The sequence below is a fragment of the Proteus sp. fly-1008 genome (assembly GCF_040140305.1).
Taxonomy (GTDB): domain Bacteria; phylum Pseudomonadota; class Gammaproteobacteria; order Enterobacterales; family Enterobacteriaceae; genus Proteus; species Proteus vulgaris_B.
Genome location: NZ_JBEEWH010000003.1, coordinates 416,875 through 434,104, shown reverse-complemented (window position 1 = coordinate 434,104; position 17,230 = coordinate 416,875). Strand labels below are relative to the sequence as shown.

Annotated in this window: 34 protein-coding genes and 1 pseudogene; 16 read left to right on the top strand and 19 right to left on the bottom strand. The window is 37.5% G+C overall.

Translation table 11 applies throughout. From position 1 onward, the window contains the following. From ABN256_RS08500 to ABN256_RS08410, 19 genes are all read right to left on the bottom strand, one after another. Window positions 1-119 (bottom strand): DNA polymerase III subunit theta (locus ABN256_RS08500; RefSeq protein WP_349439361.1); only part of this gene is annotated, 119 nt, incomplete at its 3' end. 295 nt (window positions 120-414) lie between these two features. Continuing rightward, on the bottom strand, window positions 415-603 hold the full coding sequence (locus ABN256_RS08495) for a helix-turn-helix transcriptional regulator (protein ID WP_072070108.1): 189 nt from the start codon (window positions 601-603) through the stop codon (window positions 415-417). Beyond that, a complete protein-coding gene (locus ABN256_RS08490; RefSeq protein ID WP_036934679.1) occupies window positions 600-917 on the bottom strand; it encodes a hypothetical protein in 318 nt (105 codons plus the stop codon). Before ABN256_RS08490 ends, ABN256_RS08495 begins: the two co-directional genes overlap by 4 nt. After that, on the bottom strand, window positions 917-1,525 hold the full coding sequence (locus ABN256_RS08485) for a hypothetical protein (RefSeq protein ID WP_036934676.1): 609 nt from the start codon (window positions 1,523-1,525) through the stop codon (window positions 917-919). The genes ABN256_RS08490 and ABN256_RS08485 overlap by 1 nt, the downstream gene beginning before the upstream one ends. A gap of 12 nt (window positions 1,526-1,537) precedes the next feature. Then, on the bottom strand, window positions 1,538-2,119 hold the full coding sequence (locus tag ABN256_RS08480) for a hypothetical protein (protein ID WP_197269958.1): 582 nt from the start codon (window positions 2,117-2,119) through the stop codon (window positions 1,538-1,540). Continuing rightward, on the bottom strand, window positions 2,119-2,817 hold the full coding sequence (locus ABN256_RS08475; protein WP_036934672.1) for a Rha family transcriptional regulator: 699 nt from the start codon (window positions 2,815-2,817) through the stop codon (window positions 2,119-2,121). The genes ABN256_RS08480 and ABN256_RS08475 overlap by 1 nt, the downstream gene beginning before the upstream one ends. Before the next feature lie 11 nt (window positions 2,818-2,828). Further along, window positions 2,829-3,305, bottom strand: a complete 477-nt coding sequence (locus ABN256_RS08470; protein WP_197269959.1) for a hypothetical protein — start codon at window positions 3,303-3,305, stop codon at window positions 2,829-2,831. 57 nt (window positions 3,306-3,362) lie between these two features. Continuing rightward, the gene (locus ABN256_RS08465; protein ID WP_349439357.1) at window positions 3,363-3,509 is read right to left on the bottom strand and encodes a hypothetical protein; all 147 of its coding nucleotides are present in this window, start codon (window positions 3,507-3,509) and stop codon (window positions 3,363-3,365) included. After that, window positions 3,496-3,849, bottom strand: coding sequence for a hypothetical protein (locus ABN256_RS08460; RefSeq protein ID WP_072070107.1), 354 nt, complete (start codon window positions 3,847-3,849; stop codon window positions 3,496-3,498). Before ABN256_RS08460 ends, ABN256_RS08465 begins: the two co-directional genes overlap by 14 nt. 74 nt (window positions 3,850-3,923) lie before the next feature. Beyond that, window positions 3,924-4,346, bottom strand: coding sequence for a hypothetical protein (locus tag ABN256_RS08455; RefSeq protein WP_072070106.1), 423 nt, complete (start codon window positions 4,344-4,346; stop codon window positions 3,924-3,926). Further along, on the bottom strand, window positions 4,343-4,642 hold the full coding sequence (locus tag ABN256_RS08450; protein WP_036934667.1) for a hypothetical protein: 300 nt from the start codon (window positions 4,640-4,642) through the stop codon (window positions 4,343-4,345). The genes ABN256_RS08455 and ABN256_RS08450 overlap by 4 nt, the downstream gene beginning before the upstream one ends. Continuing rightward, on the bottom strand, window positions 4,642-5,043 hold the full coding sequence (locus ABN256_RS08445) for a hypothetical protein (RefSeq protein WP_072070105.1): 402 nt from the start codon (window positions 5,041-5,043) through the stop codon (window positions 4,642-4,644). The genes ABN256_RS08450 and ABN256_RS08445 overlap by 1 nt, the downstream gene beginning before the upstream one ends. Beyond that, window positions 5,033-5,209, bottom strand: coding sequence for a hypothetical protein (locus ABN256_RS08440; RefSeq protein WP_164526622.1), 177 nt, complete (start codon window positions 5,207-5,209; stop codon window positions 5,033-5,035). Before ABN256_RS08440 ends, ABN256_RS08445 begins: the two co-directional genes overlap by 11 nt. Further along, a complete protein-coding gene (locus ABN256_RS08435) occupies window positions 5,190-5,399 on the bottom strand; it encodes a hypothetical protein (protein ID WP_036934661.1) in 210 nt (69 codons plus the stop codon). Before ABN256_RS08435 ends, ABN256_RS08440 begins: the two co-directional genes overlap by 20 nt. Window positions 5,400-5,401: 2 nt before the next feature. After that, the gene (locus ABN256_RS08430; protein WP_072070104.1) at window positions 5,402-5,608 is read right to left on the bottom strand and encodes a hypothetical protein; all 207 of its coding nucleotides are present in this window, start codon (window positions 5,606-5,608) and stop codon (window positions 5,402-5,404) included. A 217-nt stretch (window positions 5,609-5,825) separates the two neighbouring features. Beyond that, window positions 5,826-6,047 carry a putative hemolysin gene (locus tag ABN256_RS08425; protein ID WP_036934656.1) on the bottom strand — a complete coding sequence of 74 codons (222 nt, stop codon included), beginning with the start codon at window positions 6,045-6,047 and terminating at the stop codon, window positions 5,826-5,828. A gap of 83 nt (window positions 6,048-6,130) precedes the next feature. Continuing rightward, a complete protein-coding gene (locus tag ABN256_RS08420) occupies window positions 6,131-7,057 on the bottom strand; it encodes a BstA C-terminal domain-containing protein (RefSeq protein ID WP_052038444.1) in 927 nt (308 codons plus the stop codon). Window positions 7,058-7,103: 46 nt separating this feature from the next. Then, window positions 7,104-7,445 (bottom strand): DUF3024 domain-containing protein, encoded by a 342-nt coding sequence (locus ABN256_RS08415; protein WP_036934654.1) that lies wholly within the window; start codon window positions 7,443-7,445, stop codon window positions 7,104-7,106. A gap of 8 nt (window positions 7,446-7,453) precedes the next feature. Continuing rightward, the gene (locus ABN256_RS08410) at window positions 7,454-8,164 is read right to left on the bottom strand and encodes a LexA family protein (protein WP_036934653.1); all 711 of its coding nucleotides are present in this window, start codon (window positions 8,162-8,164) and stop codon (window positions 7,454-7,456) included. Between the two features lie 94 nt (window positions 8,165-8,258). On the opposite strand from ABN256_RS08410, the gene ABN256_RS08405 reads away from it, so the two are divergent. The 16 genes and pseudogenes from ABN256_RS08405 to ABN256_RS08330 all read left to right on the top strand — a co-directional run bounded on the left by ABN256_RS08405 (window position 8,259) and on the right by ABN256_RS08330 (window position 17,133). Continuing rightward, complete coding sequence (locus ABN256_RS08405; protein WP_036934651.1) at window positions 8,259-8,483, top strand: Cro/CI family transcriptional regulator; 225 nt, start codon at window positions 8,259-8,261, stop codon at window positions 8,481-8,483. Beyond that, window positions 8,455-8,724: a hypothetical protein gene (locus tag ABN256_RS08400; protein ID WP_072070102.1), complete on the top strand. Its 270-nt coding sequence runs from the start codon at window positions 8,455-8,457 to the stop codon at window positions 8,722-8,724. The genes ABN256_RS08405 and ABN256_RS08400 overlap by 29 nt, the downstream gene beginning before the upstream one ends. A 259-nt stretch (window positions 8,725-8,983) precedes the next feature. Then, a complete protein-coding gene (locus ABN256_RS08395) occupies window positions 8,984-10,549 on the top strand; it encodes a DEAD/DEAH box helicase family protein (RefSeq protein WP_197269963.1) in 1,566 nt (521 codons plus the stop codon). After that, a complete protein-coding gene (locus ABN256_RS08390; RefSeq protein WP_197269964.1) occupies window positions 10,546-11,520 on the top strand; it encodes a DUF7146 domain-containing protein in 975 nt (324 codons plus the stop codon). The genes ABN256_RS08395 and ABN256_RS08390 overlap by 4 nt, the downstream gene beginning before the upstream one ends. Continuing rightward, window positions 11,520-11,903, top strand: a complete 384-nt coding sequence (locus ABN256_RS08385) for an antiterminator Q family protein (protein WP_197269965.1) — start codon at window positions 11,520-11,522, stop codon at window positions 11,901-11,903. The genes ABN256_RS08390 and ABN256_RS08385 overlap by 1 nt, the downstream gene beginning before the upstream one ends. Window positions 11,904-12,216: 313 nt before the next feature. Beyond that, complete coding sequence (gene cspE / locus ABN256_RS08380) at window positions 12,217-12,429, top strand: transcription antiterminator/RNA stability regulator CspE (RefSeq protein ID WP_041701226.1); 213 nt, start codon at window positions 12,217-12,219, stop codon at window positions 12,427-12,429. 7 nt (window positions 12,430-12,436) lie between these two features. Then, a complete protein-coding gene (gene ymcF / locus ABN256_RS08375; protein WP_419775812.1) occupies window positions 12,437-12,577 on the top strand; it encodes a cold shock small protein YmcF in 141 nt (46 codons plus the stop codon). Window positions 12,578-13,077: 500 nt separating this feature from the next. After that, the gene (gene psiE / locus ABN256_RS08370; RefSeq protein ID WP_063109078.1) at window positions 13,078-13,485 is read left to right on the top strand and encodes a phosphate-starvation-inducible protein PsiE; all 408 of its coding nucleotides are present in this window, start codon (window positions 13,078-13,080) and stop codon (window positions 13,483-13,485) included. Between the two features lie 147 nt (window positions 13,486-13,632). After that, window positions 13,633-13,902 carry a hypothetical protein gene (locus ABN256_RS08365; protein WP_191901985.1) on the top strand — a complete coding sequence of 90 codons (270 nt, stop codon included), beginning with the start codon at window positions 13,633-13,635 and terminating at the stop codon, window positions 13,900-13,902. Then, on the top strand, window positions 13,902-14,372 hold the full coding sequence (locus ABN256_RS08360) for a lysozyme (protein WP_197269966.1): 471 nt from the start codon (window positions 13,902-13,904) through the stop codon (window positions 14,370-14,372). The genes ABN256_RS08365 and ABN256_RS08360 overlap by 1 nt, the downstream gene beginning before the upstream one ends. After that, entirely contained in the window at window positions 14,354-14,512 is a 159-nt protein-coding gene (locus tag ABN256_RS08355; RefSeq protein ID WP_191901987.1) for a hypothetical protein, read from the top strand. Before ABN256_RS08360 ends, ABN256_RS08355 begins: the two co-directional genes overlap by 19 nt. Window positions 14,513-14,514: 2 nt before the next feature. Further along, entirely contained in the window at window positions 14,515-15,045 is a 531-nt protein-coding gene (locus tag ABN256_RS08350; protein ID WP_197269967.1) for a hypothetical protein, read from the top strand. A 247-nt stretch (window positions 15,046-15,292) separates the two neighbouring features. Further along, window positions 15,293-15,424, top strand: a pseudogene (locus ABN256_RS08345) (lysis protein); the annotation flags it as partial. Between the two features lie 407 nt (window positions 15,425-15,831). After that, window positions 15,832-16,224, top strand: coding sequence for a hypothetical protein (locus tag ABN256_RS08340; protein ID WP_197269968.1), 393 nt, complete (start codon window positions 15,832-15,834; stop codon window positions 16,222-16,224). 201 nt (window positions 16,225-16,425) lie between these two features. After that, a complete protein-coding gene (locus tag ABN256_RS08335; RefSeq protein WP_197269969.1) occupies window positions 16,426-16,791 on the top strand; it encodes a hypothetical protein in 366 nt (121 codons plus the stop codon). Between the two features lie 3 nt (window positions 16,792-16,794). Continuing rightward, the gene (locus ABN256_RS08330; RefSeq protein WP_161750114.1) at window positions 16,795-17,133 is read left to right on the top strand and encodes an HNH endonuclease signature motif containing protein; all 339 of its coding nucleotides are present in this window, start codon (window positions 16,795-16,797) and stop codon (window positions 17,131-17,133) included. Window positions 17,134-17,230 lie beyond the last annotated feature (97 nt).

Genomic DNA, 17,230 nt, shown 5'->3' with positions numbered 1-17,230 from the left:
CGTTCAACTTCGGACGCAACAACTGGCATATTGAGTCGTTCTTTATATGCGACACCACTTGCGGATAAATCGACATTGATTTTGCCTTTTTCTTCTTGAGTTAGGTTTGCGAGGTTCATAGCAGATCCGGTTAGTTTTTGGAGAGTATAGCAGAGTGGGAGAATTGATGGGACGAATTTGGGACAAGCAACATGAAGTAGCATAAGGCAACTTCAAGTAACTTTAGGTAAGGTGGGGCGTGTGAACGCTTGTTGAGACTGTATTTAGTTGATATTAAAGAATAATTCTACGCTCTTCTAAGCCGTAGGTCACAGGTTCGAATCCTGTAGGGCGTACCATTTAAAATCAATGAGTTACAAGATTTTAAAAAGAAACCCGCAAGAGATGCGGGTCAAGTAACGGGTCAAGTTAGCATTACAGTTTTTCACTTCTAACCCACTCTTCATAGACATGTTCTGGCCAGCCTAAAAACGTACCACCTTTTGTTCTTTCTGGTCTGGGAAACTCATTTCGTTTTGCGTACATTCTCCAAATTGTAGGTTTGCTTTTGCCAGTTAACTGGATCATTTCCTTCCACTTAATGTATCGAGTCACAGTTGTCATTTTTTATTTCCTTCCCTATACCCGTTCTCCATAATGCACTGTGCGATAGTCGCTGGTGGGTTATCCCAATGGGCATCAAAAATGATATCGTTTAAATGATATTTACTGATGTCATCTAAAGTCTTAGGTAAGGTGTCATGGGGTAATTTTAAACAAATAGAATCACCCGTCATGCTTACTGCAATATCAATGATCTGCTCAGTGGTAAAATCTGTTTTACGATAACCGGCTTTCCAGACTGCATCAGTTATATCACCGGGATCACTACCTGCATTTTTGATGACACTAACGAGATTGAAATCTAAAGTTGTCATTAATCATCATCCTTAATTAAGCTGTAAACTTTATCAGCAATATCAAAAGCATTATCAGCCACTGCTAATACAAGTAATTTAGGATCACCAAATGATTTTTTTGTCAGAAGTGAAAAATCGAAAAGCACACTTTTGCTATCTTTTGTTTTCAGCATTCCCGTAATAACACGGCCAAATAGTAGATAAGGCAAGGCTAAATACATGGACTGCAATAAAGGTGCTTCACCTTTAATAAATTCCTGCTCAAAAAGACGATTAAATGACGGGTACTTATCTTTGATTAAAGTGAGTTTTGTTTTATAGTAGGGATAGAAATTTTCATCCTTCTCTTGCTTATAATGAATAGCGACATAAGAACCATCGTCATATGATTTAATATGTGTATATTCAGCATCGCTAGGAATTGCTTCATCAAATTGAATAACAATATCATCACTGAATTCAGAGTTGTGTTTCATGCGTAATACTACATGCCCATTAGACACTTCGATATGTTCAGCGTTGATATGTACACAGTTAGTAACAAGACGAACATCATCACTCATTTTTAATAATGTAAGTGCAGCTCTTAATTGGCTTGTCTCGATGTAAGGTAATTTAGTTGTCATTTTTTACCGTCCTTAGTGCATAGTTGGCATAGCTAGAAATCCGTTATTAGCTTCTAACTCGCGAATATAATCATCATGAAGAATACAGAGCCCTTCACGTCCTTTTTCTGATAGGCGAGGACCGTGTTCAAGGGAGATGTCCAGAAAGCCGATATAGGCTTTTATGATGAAGTCAGGACAATAATCTTTATAGATACCCCCTAACTCTTCGATAAGAATGCTTTCAAAATGGCTTGCAAGACAAAGGCGCAAAGAAGCTGGGTAAATGGTTAAAGCGTTTTCTCCGTTACTGTAACTAGTGGCAAGATCAACACCGCCTTCTTCATTACGAATTTCAGTGGTGCCATTCTTTTCTTGTAGTTCACGAATAAAGCAAGTTGCTACCACCCAGCGCCAGACAGAAATTCTCTGTTCAGGTGTTAATGTTTCAGGTTCATCAGCTAACTTACCCATTACTGCAGCGGCTAAATATAAACCTTTCAATAACTCTTTATCGTATTGACCTGATTCAAGGGCTGTTACAGCTTCAGAGTAAGATATTAAAGCACCATCATCAGAAATAACGCCATTACTAGTATCAGTAAAATAAGCCATTATTTACCCTCCCAGCCAATTGCCTGAAACAATCCCATTTTAGGATGATGCCAGCGAGTGCCACGTTTTTCGGCTTCACTCATCATTGCCTTGAATGCAGATATAAAATCAGCTTCATGAATAATGGCCATAGGCCTAGGCATACCTTCGGGCGTAAGAATAGTTATTTTATTTTTGCGAACATTGAACTGTTTGGTGAGTGTTTTGCATTTATCCACCGTCATACCTGATTTAGTTCTCGCCAGAGAGTACCCAATCCAACCTACAGGGATCGTTCCTTGTTTTATTTGCTCAACGACTTCATTCACTTGTTCAACTTTTTGCTCTACATGAGATATACGGCGTTCGCTTTCTAAGTTAGCCAGCGCCATAGCAGCAATAATTTCTGCTTGTGATTTTGGTTTGACTCGTTCATCTTCAAGTTCTTTCCAGCGATCAACTAACCGAGCTGTAAACTCTGGGGACAGTTGCGCAACGACAATGATACTGTCTCGTTTACCTTTTTCACCTGTGAAAACATAATGTAGTGGAGTGGTTCCGTTTGCTGCTTTAATCCCATCCACCGTTGGTGGTTCGGATATAACATTTTTCTCTGCCAACCGTTCGATAGTTCTTTTAACACTATCTTCACGGCTACCAACTAATTCGGCGATCTCTTTAGAGGTCATTGACGCATTGGTGCTAATTAAATTATTCATATTGACTATCCTTAGTGTATTAATTGACTTTTACCTTGTGAGATAAGCAAAGTGGCGCTATTGATGAGTAGTTGATCAAGCATGTCTTGCATCCATTTATCACCTTCTTCGCCTTTTGTTTTGTTACCTTCGTAAAAACGGAACAGGGCGAATACGCCATCGCCTGACTGATCGAGAATGACTGACTCAACTTTTACAATGAGTAGCTTCTCGATAATTTTTAAATCCAAATCGACAACAATATTTTTGTGTCTAAATGAAAACTGCTCATTAAGACCAGGACCGAATCGCGTTACACAGGAGATTAAATATTTATTTGCTACAATCGTTCTTAAATTATCAACAATGTGCTTAACAAATATCTCTTGTTCTTCTGGTGTTAATTTACGATTTGACTTAATAGCTTCTTTATCTAATAAGGAAGCAGGGAAACCTTTTTCTTTTAAATATTCGATGATTTCATTTGTTGTCATTTTTTTACTATTCATAACATGCCACCCGGTATTTTAATTTTGGCTTTATCTAAACAACGCTTAGATGATTGATTACTTATTTTTTTGTTGATAACTCATTGCGCCTTTAGCTGGTGGATCTGCGATAATAAAAGCTTGGTTATATTGCTCTAGTGCGCGTCTATAAAATCCTTTCCCCTCTAATTGCTTACCTTTTTTCATGAATTCAGAATACGTCATGATATTTATATTCCTCTCCATTTAAGTAAGGAGGTAAATACTCAACAATATAATCAATCATGAATTTACCCATATCAGAAATCGAGCCATTTAAGTTATATAACCATTCATAAGTATTGTAGATATCTTTATCACTCCACTTACAACGTTGACGGCAATCTTTTTCTTCATAGACATCACGGAAGAAATTATTTAAATTTTCAAAGCTAATTTCTGTAATAACAGTTTTATTATTTAACTTTGATTTAAACTCAGCTTTCTTTCCATTTTGTTTAATATAAATAAGCACTGAGTTGATAAAACGCTTTCTTCTTACTTCAAGTAAATTAACTTTATCCATGTTGCTTACTCCTGATTTAGAGCGCAGCAATCCCTAGCATGAACGCTATAATTAATTTTTATTTAGTGGATGATTTATTTATTGGTTAAAGCATTATTTAATTCGTAATATAGTCTATCAGCTTCTTTTTCTGCATCATCATATTTAGCGACAGCTTTAGCATATTCTTTTTGTAATCGTTCAATATTACGCTCTTGCTTTAATCGCTCTTGGAGTTCGGTTAGTTTAGCTTCCTTGCGATCCATAAAGTGTTCGGTAGGTTCGCCACGCTTAAAAGCGATTGTGCCATTTTCAAGTTCGCATTGTTCACCTTCATAGTTAGTCTCAATGCCTTCCTTATGAAGTTCACGCTCGGTGAGGATATTTGCTAGCTTATTTAATGCTGAACGCTCACTTAAGTAAGCACGATTAGCACCTGAAATAATATAAACAGGGCGCATAGCAATAGTAATTTGATTGTCAGTTGCTTTCTCAATAGCTTCGTGTTGTCTGCTCATTTTCTTGTTCCTTTTATTTTTCGATTTGATATTTCGTATTCAATTCCACCAAGTCTGTCATTTAATATTGATATAAATGACGATAGCTGACTTACAAATAATCCCACATCCCCAAGATGATCTTTACCATCGGGATAATTTTCATTAGCATCAGCCCAAAACATAAACTCACCGAATATATTCATTCCTGTAACAAGTGAATCGATAGCTAAATCTAAATTACCTCTTAAGTTACCCAGTTCACCTTCTGTTAATTTACTTAAATCAGGAAGAGTAACTAAGTCATCAATATTCATTAAGCCTCCGTGAAACTTACTTTTTCATAAACAGTTTCTAAATTTAATTTGGCTGACTGGATTAAATTTGTAATTTGAATATCGTAATTTTTAATGTGACCGCTTTCTTCAGAGACTTTTAAATTAATTGCAGTTTCTAATGTATTTAAAATGCACCCGACAGCCGTTTCAATTGTATCGTTATCACTGATTTTAATTTCACCGATAGGCTTTGGTGATTTATCAGTATTAATATTCGATACACTTTCTTTAGCTCTTTCTATATTGGCTACTGCTGATTCAATCGCATTAAACATATTATCGCTAGGTGTTACGTTATCATTGATAATGAGATTTAAAATAGAAGTTGCATAAAGTAATTCATCACAAGCGGATTCTTTTAACTTAGTGTTATTCATCATTTAAAACCTCATCGATTTCATCTTCTGCTTGAGATAATAAGCTAAGTTGAATTGCTCGCTCTTCGCTATTACGAGAAAGAAACTGAGCTGAAATTAAGAATGCTTTTACTCGATGTAATGTATCAAGCATTTTCCCGCTATCTACATTAATTATTTCTTTTGCCATGATCATTATCTCTCTGTGCATTTTCTTCAATTAACCAGACTGAAATATCACCTGATAATTCGTAAGCTAGTCCAATTAAGCTTTCTATCTCAGGCTGACCCGATATGCGCTCAGCGTTGAGCTGGAATAAAAGGGCGTTTAGTTGGTCGCTTTTTTTTGCAACAGCTTCTAAATTGAGTTCGTGAGCCATAATTAAGCCTCGCAAGGAAATTGTGCAGAGAAAACTACATTACCACCAAGTAACTCTTTAGCTTGTTCAGCGCTGGTGGCCATAACTTCTTTTTTCTCTGGATGCTCAGTTTTAGTCCAGAAACGAAACAAGAACATAGGTAACATTATGGCTGTATGCATGTCAGGTTTCGGCAAATTAGGGATTGCGGTAGAATATATACTGGTCATATATGATCCTTCATTAATTCTATCAGTTATCATTTACAATTAAGTATCACCGCTAGTGATTTTGTTGTCAACACCGCGGGTGATTAATTATCATTACCGCAAGTTATTTTATTGAATTTAAAAGGAATTTATTTTCAAATAAATCTCAGATTGGAATGCAGATCACTTCTTTGGAGGGGAGAGGGGACAAAAAAGCCCCGTTAGGGGCTATAGGGTATTACTTATGATCTCTTCGATACAAAGTCCACTCTTCAATTCTTTCACCAGAAGGTAATGTACAGTATCCTACTTGACCTTTATCTGTGTTAACTATTTCCAGCTTTCCGCTTATTTCACCGCAGTACACAGAGGCAGGGTTTGCCATTCCTACCTGTTTATTTCCCGTAGTAGAGCACCCAGCGAGTATAATGGTAGCTGCCAAAACTGTTAATTTTTTCATTATTCTGTCCTTACAGATGCGAATGGCTATTGTGAATAATATATTTTTAGCATAAAAAAGCCCTCGCGAGGAGGGCTGGGAGGTTAGTGTTTGTTTGGCAGCTCTGGTTTTTTTACTTGCGTCAGTAAATTTCCTGCATTCACCTTCGGTATTGCTCCATCTTTTATTTTGCTTTCTATGTATGCAGGGAATTTTTGTGGTAAATATATTTTCTGTAACCAGCGCCTAAACTCACCTAATGCGTCATCTGGATATATCCACGCTTCTATAGCCCCTGCTTTGTGTTGAGGGAACCAATCAGGATAATGGTGCGGGTGCTTTGTCCTTTCTCCGTATTTACTGCATAAGTCATTTTTTACCCAGTGTTTTCCCCAGGTTATTCCAATGCTTATATCAGGTATTGAGGCTGGCCCAAGGTTGAACCCTGTATTGATCATCCGCAGTGTTAGATCTGCCATTTCGCTAAAAATAGAAAAATACCCGAATGGTATATTTGCATTTAGCTGCAATCTCTCTTGAAAGCACTTCCATGCACTACGTAATGGGTTTTCTGGGTCAATACCAAGATTGAGGAAAATAAAGCGTCTTAAGCTATATTCGGCTAAGTCTCTATATCTTTTCTTAGCTACAGAATTATCAAATGCAGATGAATCTGCATCAAGGGCGTAATACTCCAATATGGCCATGCATACGCGATCGGAGTATGCATATACTTCACCGGTATTATTATTAAGAACAGTATATAGGCTAGAGAGCGTTAACCCTTTTCCTCTAAGGATTGAGTCAATTTTCTTTCCTCTCGGTTTCGTTCTTTCTTCAAGCCAGTTGGTTGTTAACCTACCAAGAGCTCTATGATCTACTCCACATAATCTAGAAAGCCCTCTCAATGTTAAATACGGAGTGCCATCATTCATTATTCCCATCTGGATACCATCGAACTCAACTTCTTTCACTGGAAATAATTCTAATTCCCCTTGGGGATTGATTACTGCTAGTTTATTGTTATCCAATTGATATCCTTATTTATTTTAATGGGGCTCACCCTAAAACGTGTCGTCACCCAAAGAAGCAGCCTTGTACATCATCTTCGACGAGCTTAATAGCGTCAGAGAAACTACCTAACATTTTTTCATCGCAGTTGTGCCAGTTACTATTTTTATCCATCCAAAGCAGAGACCATGAATTCGAATATTTATTATGTGTGATTTTTGCTATAGGTTCTTCTACTCTGCCATCACTCCATATTAGTTGCCTAATTTCAAAGATAATTACTGAGTCGTCCTCGATACGATACTGTAAATCTAATTCATCCCTTAGGTGCTCTGCTGGGCGGCGTTTTTCCATGAAAAATTCCATACACCGTCTAATATTTGCTATCTCAATATTGTTAAACGCCATATTTCCTCCTAAAACGTGTCGTCAGGCCATTGTGACTTGATTACCTTACCTATGATTGTGCAGTTCCCGTTAATAGGGATCAGGTCAAAACGAGGGTTTAATGGCTCTAGGTACTCAACTCCACCATCTCTAATCAGTCGTTTGAATGTGAACTCATCATTTAGTAAACGAGCAACGCAGAAGTCACCGAACTCTACTTCTTCCTCAGGATCAACCAAGATAAGCATTCCTTCTGGAAAACTTGGCTTACCTCCCGGTGGTGCGGTCATTGATTGACCTTCAACCTCTAGCCAGAAAGAACGTTCGCTGGCTTTCTTGGCTGTTGGTATCCACGACACTGCGTCTTGTTTTGTGTATGAATTAAATTCTGTCGAGAAGGCACCAGCCTGAACTTTTGTGAACAATGGGTATTGATGAAAACTTTGAGAGCTTTGTGTTGTGTGAGATAAAACAGGTTGGTAAACCTCCCTAATTTCTTTTGCAAGAAATGGGCTTATTTCTTCTACCGAAACGTCAAGTATTTTTGCAAGTTTTGCAACATGCTCATGATTAATAGCATTAACGCCATTCAATATTTGCGCAACAGCGCTTTGCCCCATCCCCAACATTTCCCCAAGAACTTCTTGTGATAATCCCAAGTTTTTTTTCTTAGATTCAAATATGGATTTGAGGCGAATTGCGTCTGCTTTTTGTTCATCAGTCAAAGGTTTCTTTTTCATAAATTAATAATATCACCTCCGGAGATAAAAACAATCACCTCCGGTGTTGATTTAATTATCATTAGCGGTAATAATAAATTCAGGAGGAGCATTTATGGAAAAAATACCATTATCGGTTTTGGTTTCAAAGTTGGGGCAAAAAAAAGTAGCTGACTTATTTGGTATTCAGCAAAGTGCAATAAATAAAGCATTAAAAAACAAAAGAAATATTTTTGTTATTCATGTTGATGGAGAAGTGGTGGGAGCCGAGGAAATTAAAGTTTTTCCTAATAAACCAGAAAGGGAAACTCATGCACCAAATCAATATGCCGATGCCTGATCACTACTTTCCTGATGATGCTAAGTGGATTCAGGAACAACTCACGAAGTTAAGCCCAAGCATGAGGCAAAAGGCATTAGTTAAATATTCAGAAGTGTATCAAACGGAATGGGAACGAGAACAAGTTCCCTACCGTAAAGACAACAAAGCTCGTCATGAGGCTAACGTGAGATTAAGAGAGTTCATAAAGCGTTATCAGAGAGCAATGCAAGGTTATACAGCAAAGCCGTTATCGATTTGACAGTGATTGGATTTAGGAGATGTTGGAAGTTAAGACGTTTAGCCGTCTAGATTGTTTTCTGGGGAAGAGGGGAAAACTTTCTAGGGGGGAAAGGGGGGTGATCTTTGAAAGGGGTGTTAGGGAAGGCACAGCCAAGGGAGTGAGTAGATCTTAAATATAGATCTCTATAGGAGTTAAAAAGCAATAGCCGTTTAGACGTCCAAAGAAATAAAAATAAATCCCTTCCTTTGGCAGCGCTAATTATCAAATGAGGAAACCGATGTTAACAATCACACCAAATTTTGCACAGGAACGCGGATTGACGATGTTACGTCAGGCATGGAAGCAAAATAGAACATTCATGATTTATAGCCCAACAGGAAGCGGAAAAACGGCATTAGCTGCGTTTATTACTGATGGACATGTTCAGCGTGGAATGAGAGTGATGTTTCTTGTTCCTTACACAATTTTGATTGATCAAACAGCCAGTCGTTTTATTGAGTATGGCTTACCAGCCGAAGAAATTAGCTATGTATGGCGTAATCATCCTAATTACGATCCGACTCGTTTTATTCAGATAGCGTCAGCAGACACCGTTATTCGTAGAGATTTTCCAGACAATATTGATTTACTCATTATCGATGAGGCGCATCTACGCCGTAAGAAAATATTAGAAGTGATCAGTGAAAGTGAATTCAAAGTAATTGGTTTGTCCGGTACACCTTTTGCGCCATTCCTTGGTCATTACTACGAAACACTAATCAAGCCCACCACCATGAAAGAGTTAATCAAACGTGGTGATTTAAGCTCATACGAATTCTATGCGCCGACTAAACCGGATCTGTCAAAAGTGAAATCGTCCAGCAACTCAGAGTTCGGTAGTGATTACAAAGAAGCTGAAATTGCTGAAATCATGAGTGGTGCAGATTTGGTGGGGGATATTGTTGATAACTGGCTGGTGAATGGTCGAAACCTACCTACGATTTGCTTTTGTGTCACGGTCAGTCATGCCAATTTTGTCACCGTCGAATTTAATCGTGCAGGCGTCAATGCTGAGGTGATCACCGCAGATACGCCACATGATGAGCGTCAAATTATTATTCACAGGTTTGAGCAAGGTGCGACCAAGGTGCTTGTAAGTGTGGGAACATTGATTGCCGGCTTTGATAGTGATGTCCGCTGTATTATTTACGCTCGTCCAACTAAATCAGAAATTCGTTGGTGTCAGGCGATTGGAAGAGGATTGCGTACCGCACCAGGAAAAGAGGCTTGCCTTATTTTCGATCACTCCGGTTCTGTTCACCGCTTAGGTTATCCCGATGATATTGAATCTGACGAACTGCCTACCAAAAACGACGGTATGAGTGAATCTTCGTCTAGCAGAGAGCAAGAAAAACGAGAGAAGAAACCGAAAGAATGTTCCTCTTGCCATTACATGAAACCTGCAGGTGTTTATGTTTGCCCTAAATGTGGGTTTAAACCTTTAGTGGGTGAAGATATCGATGTTGATACCAGCCGAAACATAAAAAAACTGAATAAAAAAGAGCGCACTTACACCAGAGAAGATAAGCAAAGCTGGTGGTCTCAATTGAAATACTACCAGAATCAACGTGCGACACAGGGCAAGCCCATCAGTGATGGTTGGGTCTCCAATACCTTCAAAGATAAATTTGGTGTATGGCCACAAGGTTTTCACAACACGCCACAAGAAATCACACCTGAAGTGAGCAACTTCATTAAATATAAACAAATTGCCTTTGCTAAATCTCGCAAGAAGGCGCAAGTCAATATTCAAAATCTACGTACCCAAATTAGCCACCAGCCACAGCAAGGAGGTTTACTGTGAATACAATTGATGCCGTAAAAGGGCTATGGGCAAAAATATTTGCACATTATGGGTTACCTCCTATAACGGGGCGTAAGCACTTTAAAGGAAAGTGCCCTATCTGCGGGCAAAAAGGAAAGTTTCGTATTGACGATAAAGACGGGCGAGGAACTTACATTTGTACGTGTAGTTCGGGTAATGGCTTTCAATTGTTAGAAAGAACACAAGGTAAAGACTTTAAAACATTAGCAGATGAAATTGATGTGTTGATTGGTAATCACCGAGAAAAAGAAATACCAACAACAAAAGAGAAACCAAAAGGGAATTTATTTCAGCGTATCACCGCCTGTTATTCAAAATTACCCATACTGAAAAATACACCTGCCATGCAGTATTTACAGAACCGAGGAGTTTTTGAATTACCAGCGGATAATGTCCGTTATTGTGATCATCAACCTGTTCGTAATAGTTCTGACAAATTTCAAGCTATTTGGTCACTAGCCACAGATGCAAAAGGACAACTTTGTTATTTACACAGAACATATTTACAAGGAGATAAAAAAGCACCTCTTGATGTTGTGAAGAAAATGACTGCAGTGCAGGATGACAATTATTTAGAGTATGCAGAATCTGTCGCGATAAGAATGTTTTCTGTTGATACCACACTTGGCATAGCTGAAGGTATCGAGACGGCACTTTCCTGTAAGCAACTCTATGGTGTAAATACTTGGTCGGTCATCAATACTAACTTCATGAAAAAGTTCAAAGCACCAAAAGGTGTTATCCACCTTGTTATCTTTACAGATATGGATTGGAATGCGGCAGGTCATTCTGCAGCTATGGAGTGCGCACATAAAAACCTACTTTCTAATAATGATGTAGAAACGGTCAGTGTGAGATGGCCTGATAATGGTGATTTTAATGACATGCTAACAGAAGCTTGTGAGGTAAGAGAGTTAGTATTTTCAAGACAACATAAGGAAGTGGCGTAATGCGTGATATACAACAGGTATTAGAAAGATGGGGTACATGGTCGGCAGATAATACAGAGTCGGTTCAATGGTATTCGATTGCTGCGGGATTTAGTGGATTAATACCAAGCAAGGTTAAAGCTCGTCCTCAATGCTGTGAAGACGATGCAATAATTATTTCTAGTTGCATGGCGCAATTAAATAAAAAGAATAGTGATATGCATGATCTATTGCTTGATTATTACTTATTCGGAATGACATTTATGCAACTTGCTAACAAGCACAATTGTTCTGATGGGCATATAGGTAAAAAATTACAAAAGGCAGAAGGAATAATAGAAGGTATGTTAATGATGCTAAATGTTCCATTAGAGATGGATCGATACGTAGAAAAAATCATATAAAAACTTTACGTACGTAAAAATGATGATATTGTGATAAGACTGACATCAAGGTCAACCAACTTATGAACCTCGCTTCGGCGGGGTTTTTATATATAAAATAAAGTTTGCTATCTGAGTTTATCTATGGCTTAATAACATCACTGGTTTGGAAGTACAGGCCTATTTATGTTAGTCAGTTTAAAGTTGTTCACCGTTTAGCGTTATCCTCGATACCACTTCATTGCGAATTCCTTCTAATTAATTCCCATAAGTAAAAATAAAAAACAAACCCTCATATGCCTTATGGCAAATTAAAGAAATTAAAGGAAATTCTATGTCTAATACAATGACTGGTTCAGTAAAATGGTTTAACGATGATAAAGGTTTTGGTTTCATCACTCCTAAAGATGGAAGTAAAGATGTATTTGTACATTACTCTGCAATTCAGAGTGATGACTTCAAATCCCTGATGGAAGGCCAAGAAGTTTCATTTACCATTGAAAATGGTATGAAAGGTCCAGCAGCAGGCAACGTGGTGGCTCTCTAAAGGCGCTATTACTATTCGCCTCTATTTTAAATGTCCTTGTTGTAGCGGTTCACAATATAGAACATCACAATTTGATGTTACAGTGAACAATCCACACGGTGCAAAATGTATTTTTTGTAAGGCTGTGATGGCTGCTCAAATGAGTTAAGCGTTAAATAGTTGAATATATAAAACCTCGTTTTGGCGGGGTTTTTTTGTTGCTTAAATTTAAAGATGATCCCTTTATATTTTAAAACGTACATATTCATTAGTGTGTGGTAAACTTAGAAGAGTAAACATACCTCATTGCTATCAACAGCAAACCTTGCATTTGCAAGTTTTTATCGAAAATAGATGTGGTATCTAAAGGAATGATTTCCTAAGGAGATGCCTATGAATTGGTCTGCGCTATTACATCTAATCCCCGCTTTTTTACGGAATGTAATTATCATTGCTTTATTGCTCTTAGTTGCATTTATGATAGTTCGTTGGTTCAGGTAAATTCATTCCGCCATTAGCTTAACTGGGAGAGTATTTAGTTTTATTTAAACTAAAAGTCGATGTTCGATACCTTGATGGCGGCCCAATTAAATATAAAGCTTCTCATCTATTTTTTATTTTAATCTATAGAAAACTTGATATTAGGGGCATAAACTCTTAGGAGTTATTATGACAGGACTAAATCAAACAAAAGTAATTAGTCGAGTTTTACAATGGATTAGTAGTGTTGGCCTGATATTGCTTGCAATTATTTTAATAATTTTTTTAGTTAAAGAAACTATTATTCTTGCTAATTTGTTGTTTACAGTTAGTGATCCAGTTTCAATTTATTTATTAGTTGATGGGCTTATCATTTACTTTCTTTATTTTGAGTTTATTGCCTTAATTATTAAATACTTTCAATCAAATTATCACTTTCCATTACAATATTTTATTTATATCGCTATCACAGCTGTAATTAGACTTATTGTTGTTGAACATAAAAATCCGCAATTACTTATCGTATATTCAGGAACAATCCTTATTCTAGTTATTGCATTGTATATTGCTAATGCAGAAAGATTGAAGCCAGAATAAGCTAAAGTATCTCATTTAAAAGGTCGCCACGTGCGGCCTTTTTTTATATACGTAGATCATAGTATCAATCACATACTGATTACTTCACATAAAAACTGTGTATCTGTATCTCTTTAACTAAACTCGGACACTCCGTAGGGGGTGACTATGCGCATGGAAAAATTGACCAATGCTACCTACGGAACAGCTGGCTTAACTGCCTTTTTTGCAAGTCTCTCACTTTATGAATGGGGATTTGTAATAGGGATGGGATTCAGCATGCTCCTTGGATTAGCAACTTATTTTATGACACAGCGAGAACAACGAAAACGAACAGCGTTATTTGCTGAATTAGTTCACCGTAATTGTTCTAGTGATCCGCAAAGCATAGAAAAGATAGTTGGCGAGATGCTGACTAAAGCTAAAAAGGATATTTAATGAACCTAAAACAGAAAGTGACAGTAGTCGCGAGTGCTGGTGCGGTAAGCATCGCGCTAACCGTGATTGGTTATTTTGAGGGAGTGCGTTATGAGCCATACCATGATGTTGCTGGAATTCTGACGGTTTGTTATGGCCACACTGGAAATGACATCATTCAAGGTAAGACATATACACAGCAAGAGTGTGACGAATTACTGCAGAAAGACTTTATTAGAACGCAGCAGCAAGTTGATACCCTGATTAAAGTACCGCTGGATGATAAAACAAAAGCGTCTCTATATTCTTTTGCCTTTAATGTGGGTACCACAGCTTTTGCACGTTCTACGTTGCTAAAGAAATTAAACGCAGGCGATCAGTATGGCGCTTGTGAAGAAATGAAACGATGGGTTTATGCAGGTGGAAAGGTATGGCGAGGGCTAGTCAGTCGTAGAGATGCGGAGTCAGCACTATGTCATGGAAATCTTTAATCATCATTATCAGCTTTATCCTCGCATTACTCATCACAGTCGCTGGTGGCATTTATCTCTCAATTGATAATTCATGTATTAACGATAAAGCAAGCTTAGACAAGCGTTGTCAGATAGCTCTCTCACATCATCGGTACTAATTATGAAACATTGGAAACTTTACATTGTCATTGTAATGGTAGGAATTGTCGCTGGTGGTTATATTGCCAACATCATACAAGATATCATTACTCAAAGAGATAATTTAATAGTAGAGAATAAGCAATTAACAAAAGAAAATAATAGTTACTCAAAGCTGTTAAGTGATCAGATATTTCAATTTAATAGATTTAATCAAATAGCGACTACAACCTACCGCTATGGCATTCAGGTAGATGCAAAATCACAGGAGAAAATCATTGAATATAGAACGATCCTTAAAAAAGAGCCGACTTGTGATTTGCTTGTTCCTCAACATATTACTGATGGGGTGCTCAAGCACACCTATGAGTTACGGTCAATGTATAGAGATACCCAAGACATTGACTCAACCAGTGTTAGTGCCTCTACCGTCCGAACTTTAACATATTGCCAAGTGGTATTATGGATACCTTCCTTGTTATCGACAATAGAAAAAGCTAATGAGCAATTAAAAGCAATACGGGAAATTGAAGCGAAGAAAGTAAAAAAATAGACCCGCGGGTTTAATGGGGGTCTGAATGTTTTAGATAACATGGATCTTATTATTTTGCCCAAGTGAACAGGTCGCTCTTCACTGGAACATCAACCGTACTCCGTTGCTTAAATAATAGCCATTTTATATTTGTAAAGGTTCATAGCCACTAGTTAATAGCTGGTGTTTTTGTATCTGTAGAAAGGATGGTTGATTTCATCAGGCTGACGGGGAAGCCGTAAGTGATTAAGGTAGCGTAGTGATACGTGATGATGCAACCACCATCAGACCTACTAACACCACAATCAGAAATTATTGGTTATTCTGAGAGCGAATTGCAGAATCAGAGCAAGTAATATTGGGATTGCAGGATTACATTAAAACGGAGTGTGTGAACTAAAAAAAGCCCAGCATGGGTGCATGGGCAAACTAGCAAGATATTAATCAAAGTATAGCGATACTTGCTTACTATAGCTTAAGTAAGTATATATACCAGATTGATAATTCTGATTAACCTATTTCTTACCTAAATAAAAAACGCAATATAAAAATAACCCTGTGAGTTTGGGCTCCCACAGGGCTTTCACTAGTATGCGTGAAAACAATAAGTTACCAATATCTACTAAGGCAATCTATTAATAATCAACGCTATTTTTTAGAAAAAAAGCATGACGAAGATTATTTACTATTGGGACAGTTCTTAGATCAATAAACAATAAGTAATGTATATTTAAACAGTACCTTTAAGTGATTAAAGGTATGAAAGTGTGAGGTTAAGATAACTTCATAATAAACACTAAAGGAGTAGTGAATATGTTAACTATTAAAAATGATGGAAAAGATACACAAGAGTATGTTGAATTAACGTCAGACCAAATTAAGGGGATGGTACGTACTCCGCTTGGAGAATATTATCAAGGTGCTTTACTTATTTCTGTTATTCGACGTTCATTTCCAAAGTCTGTTGGTCCTGTTGGTCATTGGCAACAAGATCCTATTTTAGGTCGAGACAATTATTTCGTGGTTTTTTGTTTGGAGAATAAATTATTTTTGTATAACTTTATTCCTGTGATTAATTCCACGAGAGACGATTGGTCAACAGACGATACTTCAGCATATCCTATGGATGTAGCGCAAGATGAAGATTATATGATTAAAATGGTTCAAGGTATTGAATTCCCATACGCTAATGAATTTTAGTTTATAAAACCCTATCTATTCAAATAAATACAGCCTCACTTAATAGTGAGGCTTTTTAATTCGTCGCATTATCACCGTTTCTTATTATGGAGAGACATAAACATATTTAATTCTACAAACGTCATTCATTGAGTGGCGTTGATAGAGTTTGTATCGATAGCCATCAGTTAATAACTGGTGGTTTTTTTATTGGAGATAGATATGTCAGATAACACTATTCAATTAAAAGTCTCAGTAGATACAAGTGAGCTAGATAAGTTAGAAGAACAACTCACTCGCATTAAACAACTGATGCAAGATGTAGGGGTAAAGCCTAAATCAACACCACAGTTTGCTGGTAAGTTATTTATCAAAGATACCTTTGTTAATTCCGCAGAACTAAAAGATGTGGCTGTCAGTTATAAGTTAGAACAGGATACTAAGGCTGAGTTGGCGGATTTACGCATGCGAGCTAATAGTCAAGATATTGCTATCACTGAGTTAAAAAGAGTAATGGAAACTCAGCATCAAGCGTGGGCACAAGCTGTGAGTGAGTTAAATAACAAAACGTGGTGCAGTCAGAGATAAGAAATGAAAAAACGTAATGTCTATGGTGGTCGATGGGCAAAGGCGCGATTAGCTTTTCTTAATGAGCATCCACTCTGTGTTATGTGCAAAGAGCAAGGACGTATTACTGCAGCCACAGTTGTTGACCATATTATTCCTCATCGACTTAGAGATGCGATCCAATCTGGTGATAAGGTCCTTATCACAAAAGCACAAGCCCTATTCTGGGATAAGAAGAACTTTCAAAGCTTATGTGACCTTCACCACAACTCAACAAAACAGCGAATGGAAAAGAGTGGAAAAGTTGTTGGTTGTAATGCTGACGGCATTCCCCTTGATCCTAACTCTCACTGGAATAAGTAAAGTAATATCAATTGTAATTATAACGGTGGGGGCGGGTAAAAAGTTCAAATCCTTTTGTTTGGATTACCTAGCCCCGTCATTTGTGTGCACAACCGCG

Coding starts and splice junctions, on each gene's coding strand:
- ABN256_RS08495 (WP_072070108.1), bottom strand. CDS start 603: ATGACAACTGTGACTCGATACATTAAGTGGAAGGAAATGATCCAGTTA.
- ABN256_RS08490 (WP_036934679.1), bottom strand. CDS start 917: ATGACAACTTTAGATTTCAATCTCGTTAGTGTCATCAAAAATGCAGGT.
- ABN256_RS08485 (WP_036934676.1), bottom strand. CDS start 1,525: ATGACAACTAAATTACCTTACATCGAGACAAGCCAATTAAGAGCTGCA.
- ABN256_RS08480 (WP_197269958.1), bottom strand. CDS start 2,119: ATGGCTTATTTTACTGATACTAGTAATGGCGTTATTTCTGATGATGGT.
- ABN256_RS08475 (WP_036934672.1), bottom strand. CDS start 2,817: ATGAATAATTTAATTAGCACCAATGCGTCAATGACCTCTAAAGAGATC.
- ABN256_RS08470 (WP_197269959.1), bottom strand. CDS start 3,305: ATGAATAGTAAAAAAATGACAACAAATGAAATCATCGAATATTTAAAA.
- ABN256_RS08465 (WP_349439357.1), bottom strand. CDS start 3,509: ATGACGTATTCTGAATTCATGAAAAAAGGTAAGCAATTAGAGGGGAAA.
- ABN256_RS08460 (WP_072070107.1), bottom strand. CDS start 3,849: ATGGATAAAGTTAATTTACTTGAAGTAAGAAGAAAGCGTTTTATCAAC.
- ABN256_RS08455 (WP_072070106.1), bottom strand. CDS start 4,346: ATGAGCAGACAACACGAAGCTATTGAGAAAGCAACTGACAATCAAATT.
- ABN256_RS08450 (WP_036934667.1), bottom strand. CDS start 4,642: ATGAATATTGATGACTTAGTTACTCTTCCTGATTTAAGTAAATTAACA.
- ABN256_RS08445 (WP_072070105.1), bottom strand. CDS start 5,043: ATGATGAATAACACTAAGTTAAAAGAATCCGCTTGTGATGAATTACTT.
- ABN256_RS08440 (WP_164526622.1), bottom strand. CDS start 5,209: ATGGCAAAAGAAATAATTAATGTAGATAGCGGGAAAATGCTTGATACA.
- ABN256_RS08435 (WP_036934661.1), bottom strand. CDS start 5,399: ATGGCTCACGAACTCAATTTAGAAGCTGTTGCAAAAAAAAGCGACCAA.
- ABN256_RS08430 (WP_072070104.1), bottom strand. CDS start 5,608: ATGACCAGTATATATTCTACCGCAATCCCTAATTTGCCGAAACCTGAC.
- ABN256_RS08425 (WP_036934656.1), bottom strand. CDS start 6,047: ATGAAAAAATTAACAGTTTTGGCAGCTACCATTATACTCGCTGGGTGC.
- ABN256_RS08415 (WP_036934654.1), bottom strand. CDS start 7,445: ATGGCGTTTAACAATATTGAGATAGCAAATATTAGACGGTGTATGGAA.
- ABN256_RS08410 (WP_036934653.1), bottom strand. CDS start 8,164: ATGAAAAAGAAACCTTTGACTGATGAACAAAAAGCAGACGCAATTCGC.
- ABN256_RS08405 (WP_036934651.1), top strand. CDS start 8,259: ATGGAAAAAATACCATTATCGGTTTTGGTTTCAAAGTTGGGGCAAAAA.
- ABN256_RS08400 (WP_072070102.1), top strand. CDS start 8,455: ATGCACCAAATCAATATGCCGATGCCTGATCACTACTTTCCTGATGAT.
- ABN256_RS08395 (WP_197269963.1), top strand. CDS start 8,984: ATGTTAACAATCACACCAAATTTTGCACAGGAACGCGGATTGACGATG.
- ABN256_RS08385 (WP_197269965.1), top strand. CDS start 11,520: ATGCGTGATATACAACAGGTATTAGAAAGATGGGGTACATGGTCGGCA.
- cspE (WP_041701226.1), top strand. CDS start 12,217: ATGTCTAATACAATGACTGGTTCAGTAAAATGGTTTAACGATGATAAA.
- psiE (WP_063109078.1), top strand. CDS start 13,078: ATGACAGGACTAAATCAAACAAAAGTAATTAGTCGAGTTTTACAATGG.
- ABN256_RS08365 (WP_191901985.1), top strand. CDS start 13,633: ATGCGCATGGAAAAATTGACCAATGCTACCTACGGAACAGCTGGCTTA.
- ABN256_RS08360 (WP_197269966.1), top strand. CDS start 13,902: ATGAACCTAAAACAGAAAGTGACAGTAGTCGCGAGTGCTGGTGCGGTA.
- ABN256_RS08355 (WP_191901987.1), top strand. CDS start 14,354: ATGTCATGGAAATCTTTAATCATCATTATCAGCTTTATCCTCGCATTA.
- ABN256_RS08350 (WP_197269967.1), top strand. CDS start 14,515: ATGAAACATTGGAAACTTTACATTGTCATTGTAATGGTAGGAATTGTC.
- ABN256_RS08335 (WP_197269969.1), top strand. CDS start 16,426: ATGTCAGATAACACTATTCAATTAAAAGTCTCAGTAGATACAAGTGAG.
- ABN256_RS08330 (WP_161750114.1), top strand. CDS start 16,795: ATGAAAAAACGTAATGTCTATGGTGGTCGATGGGCAAAGGCGCGATTA.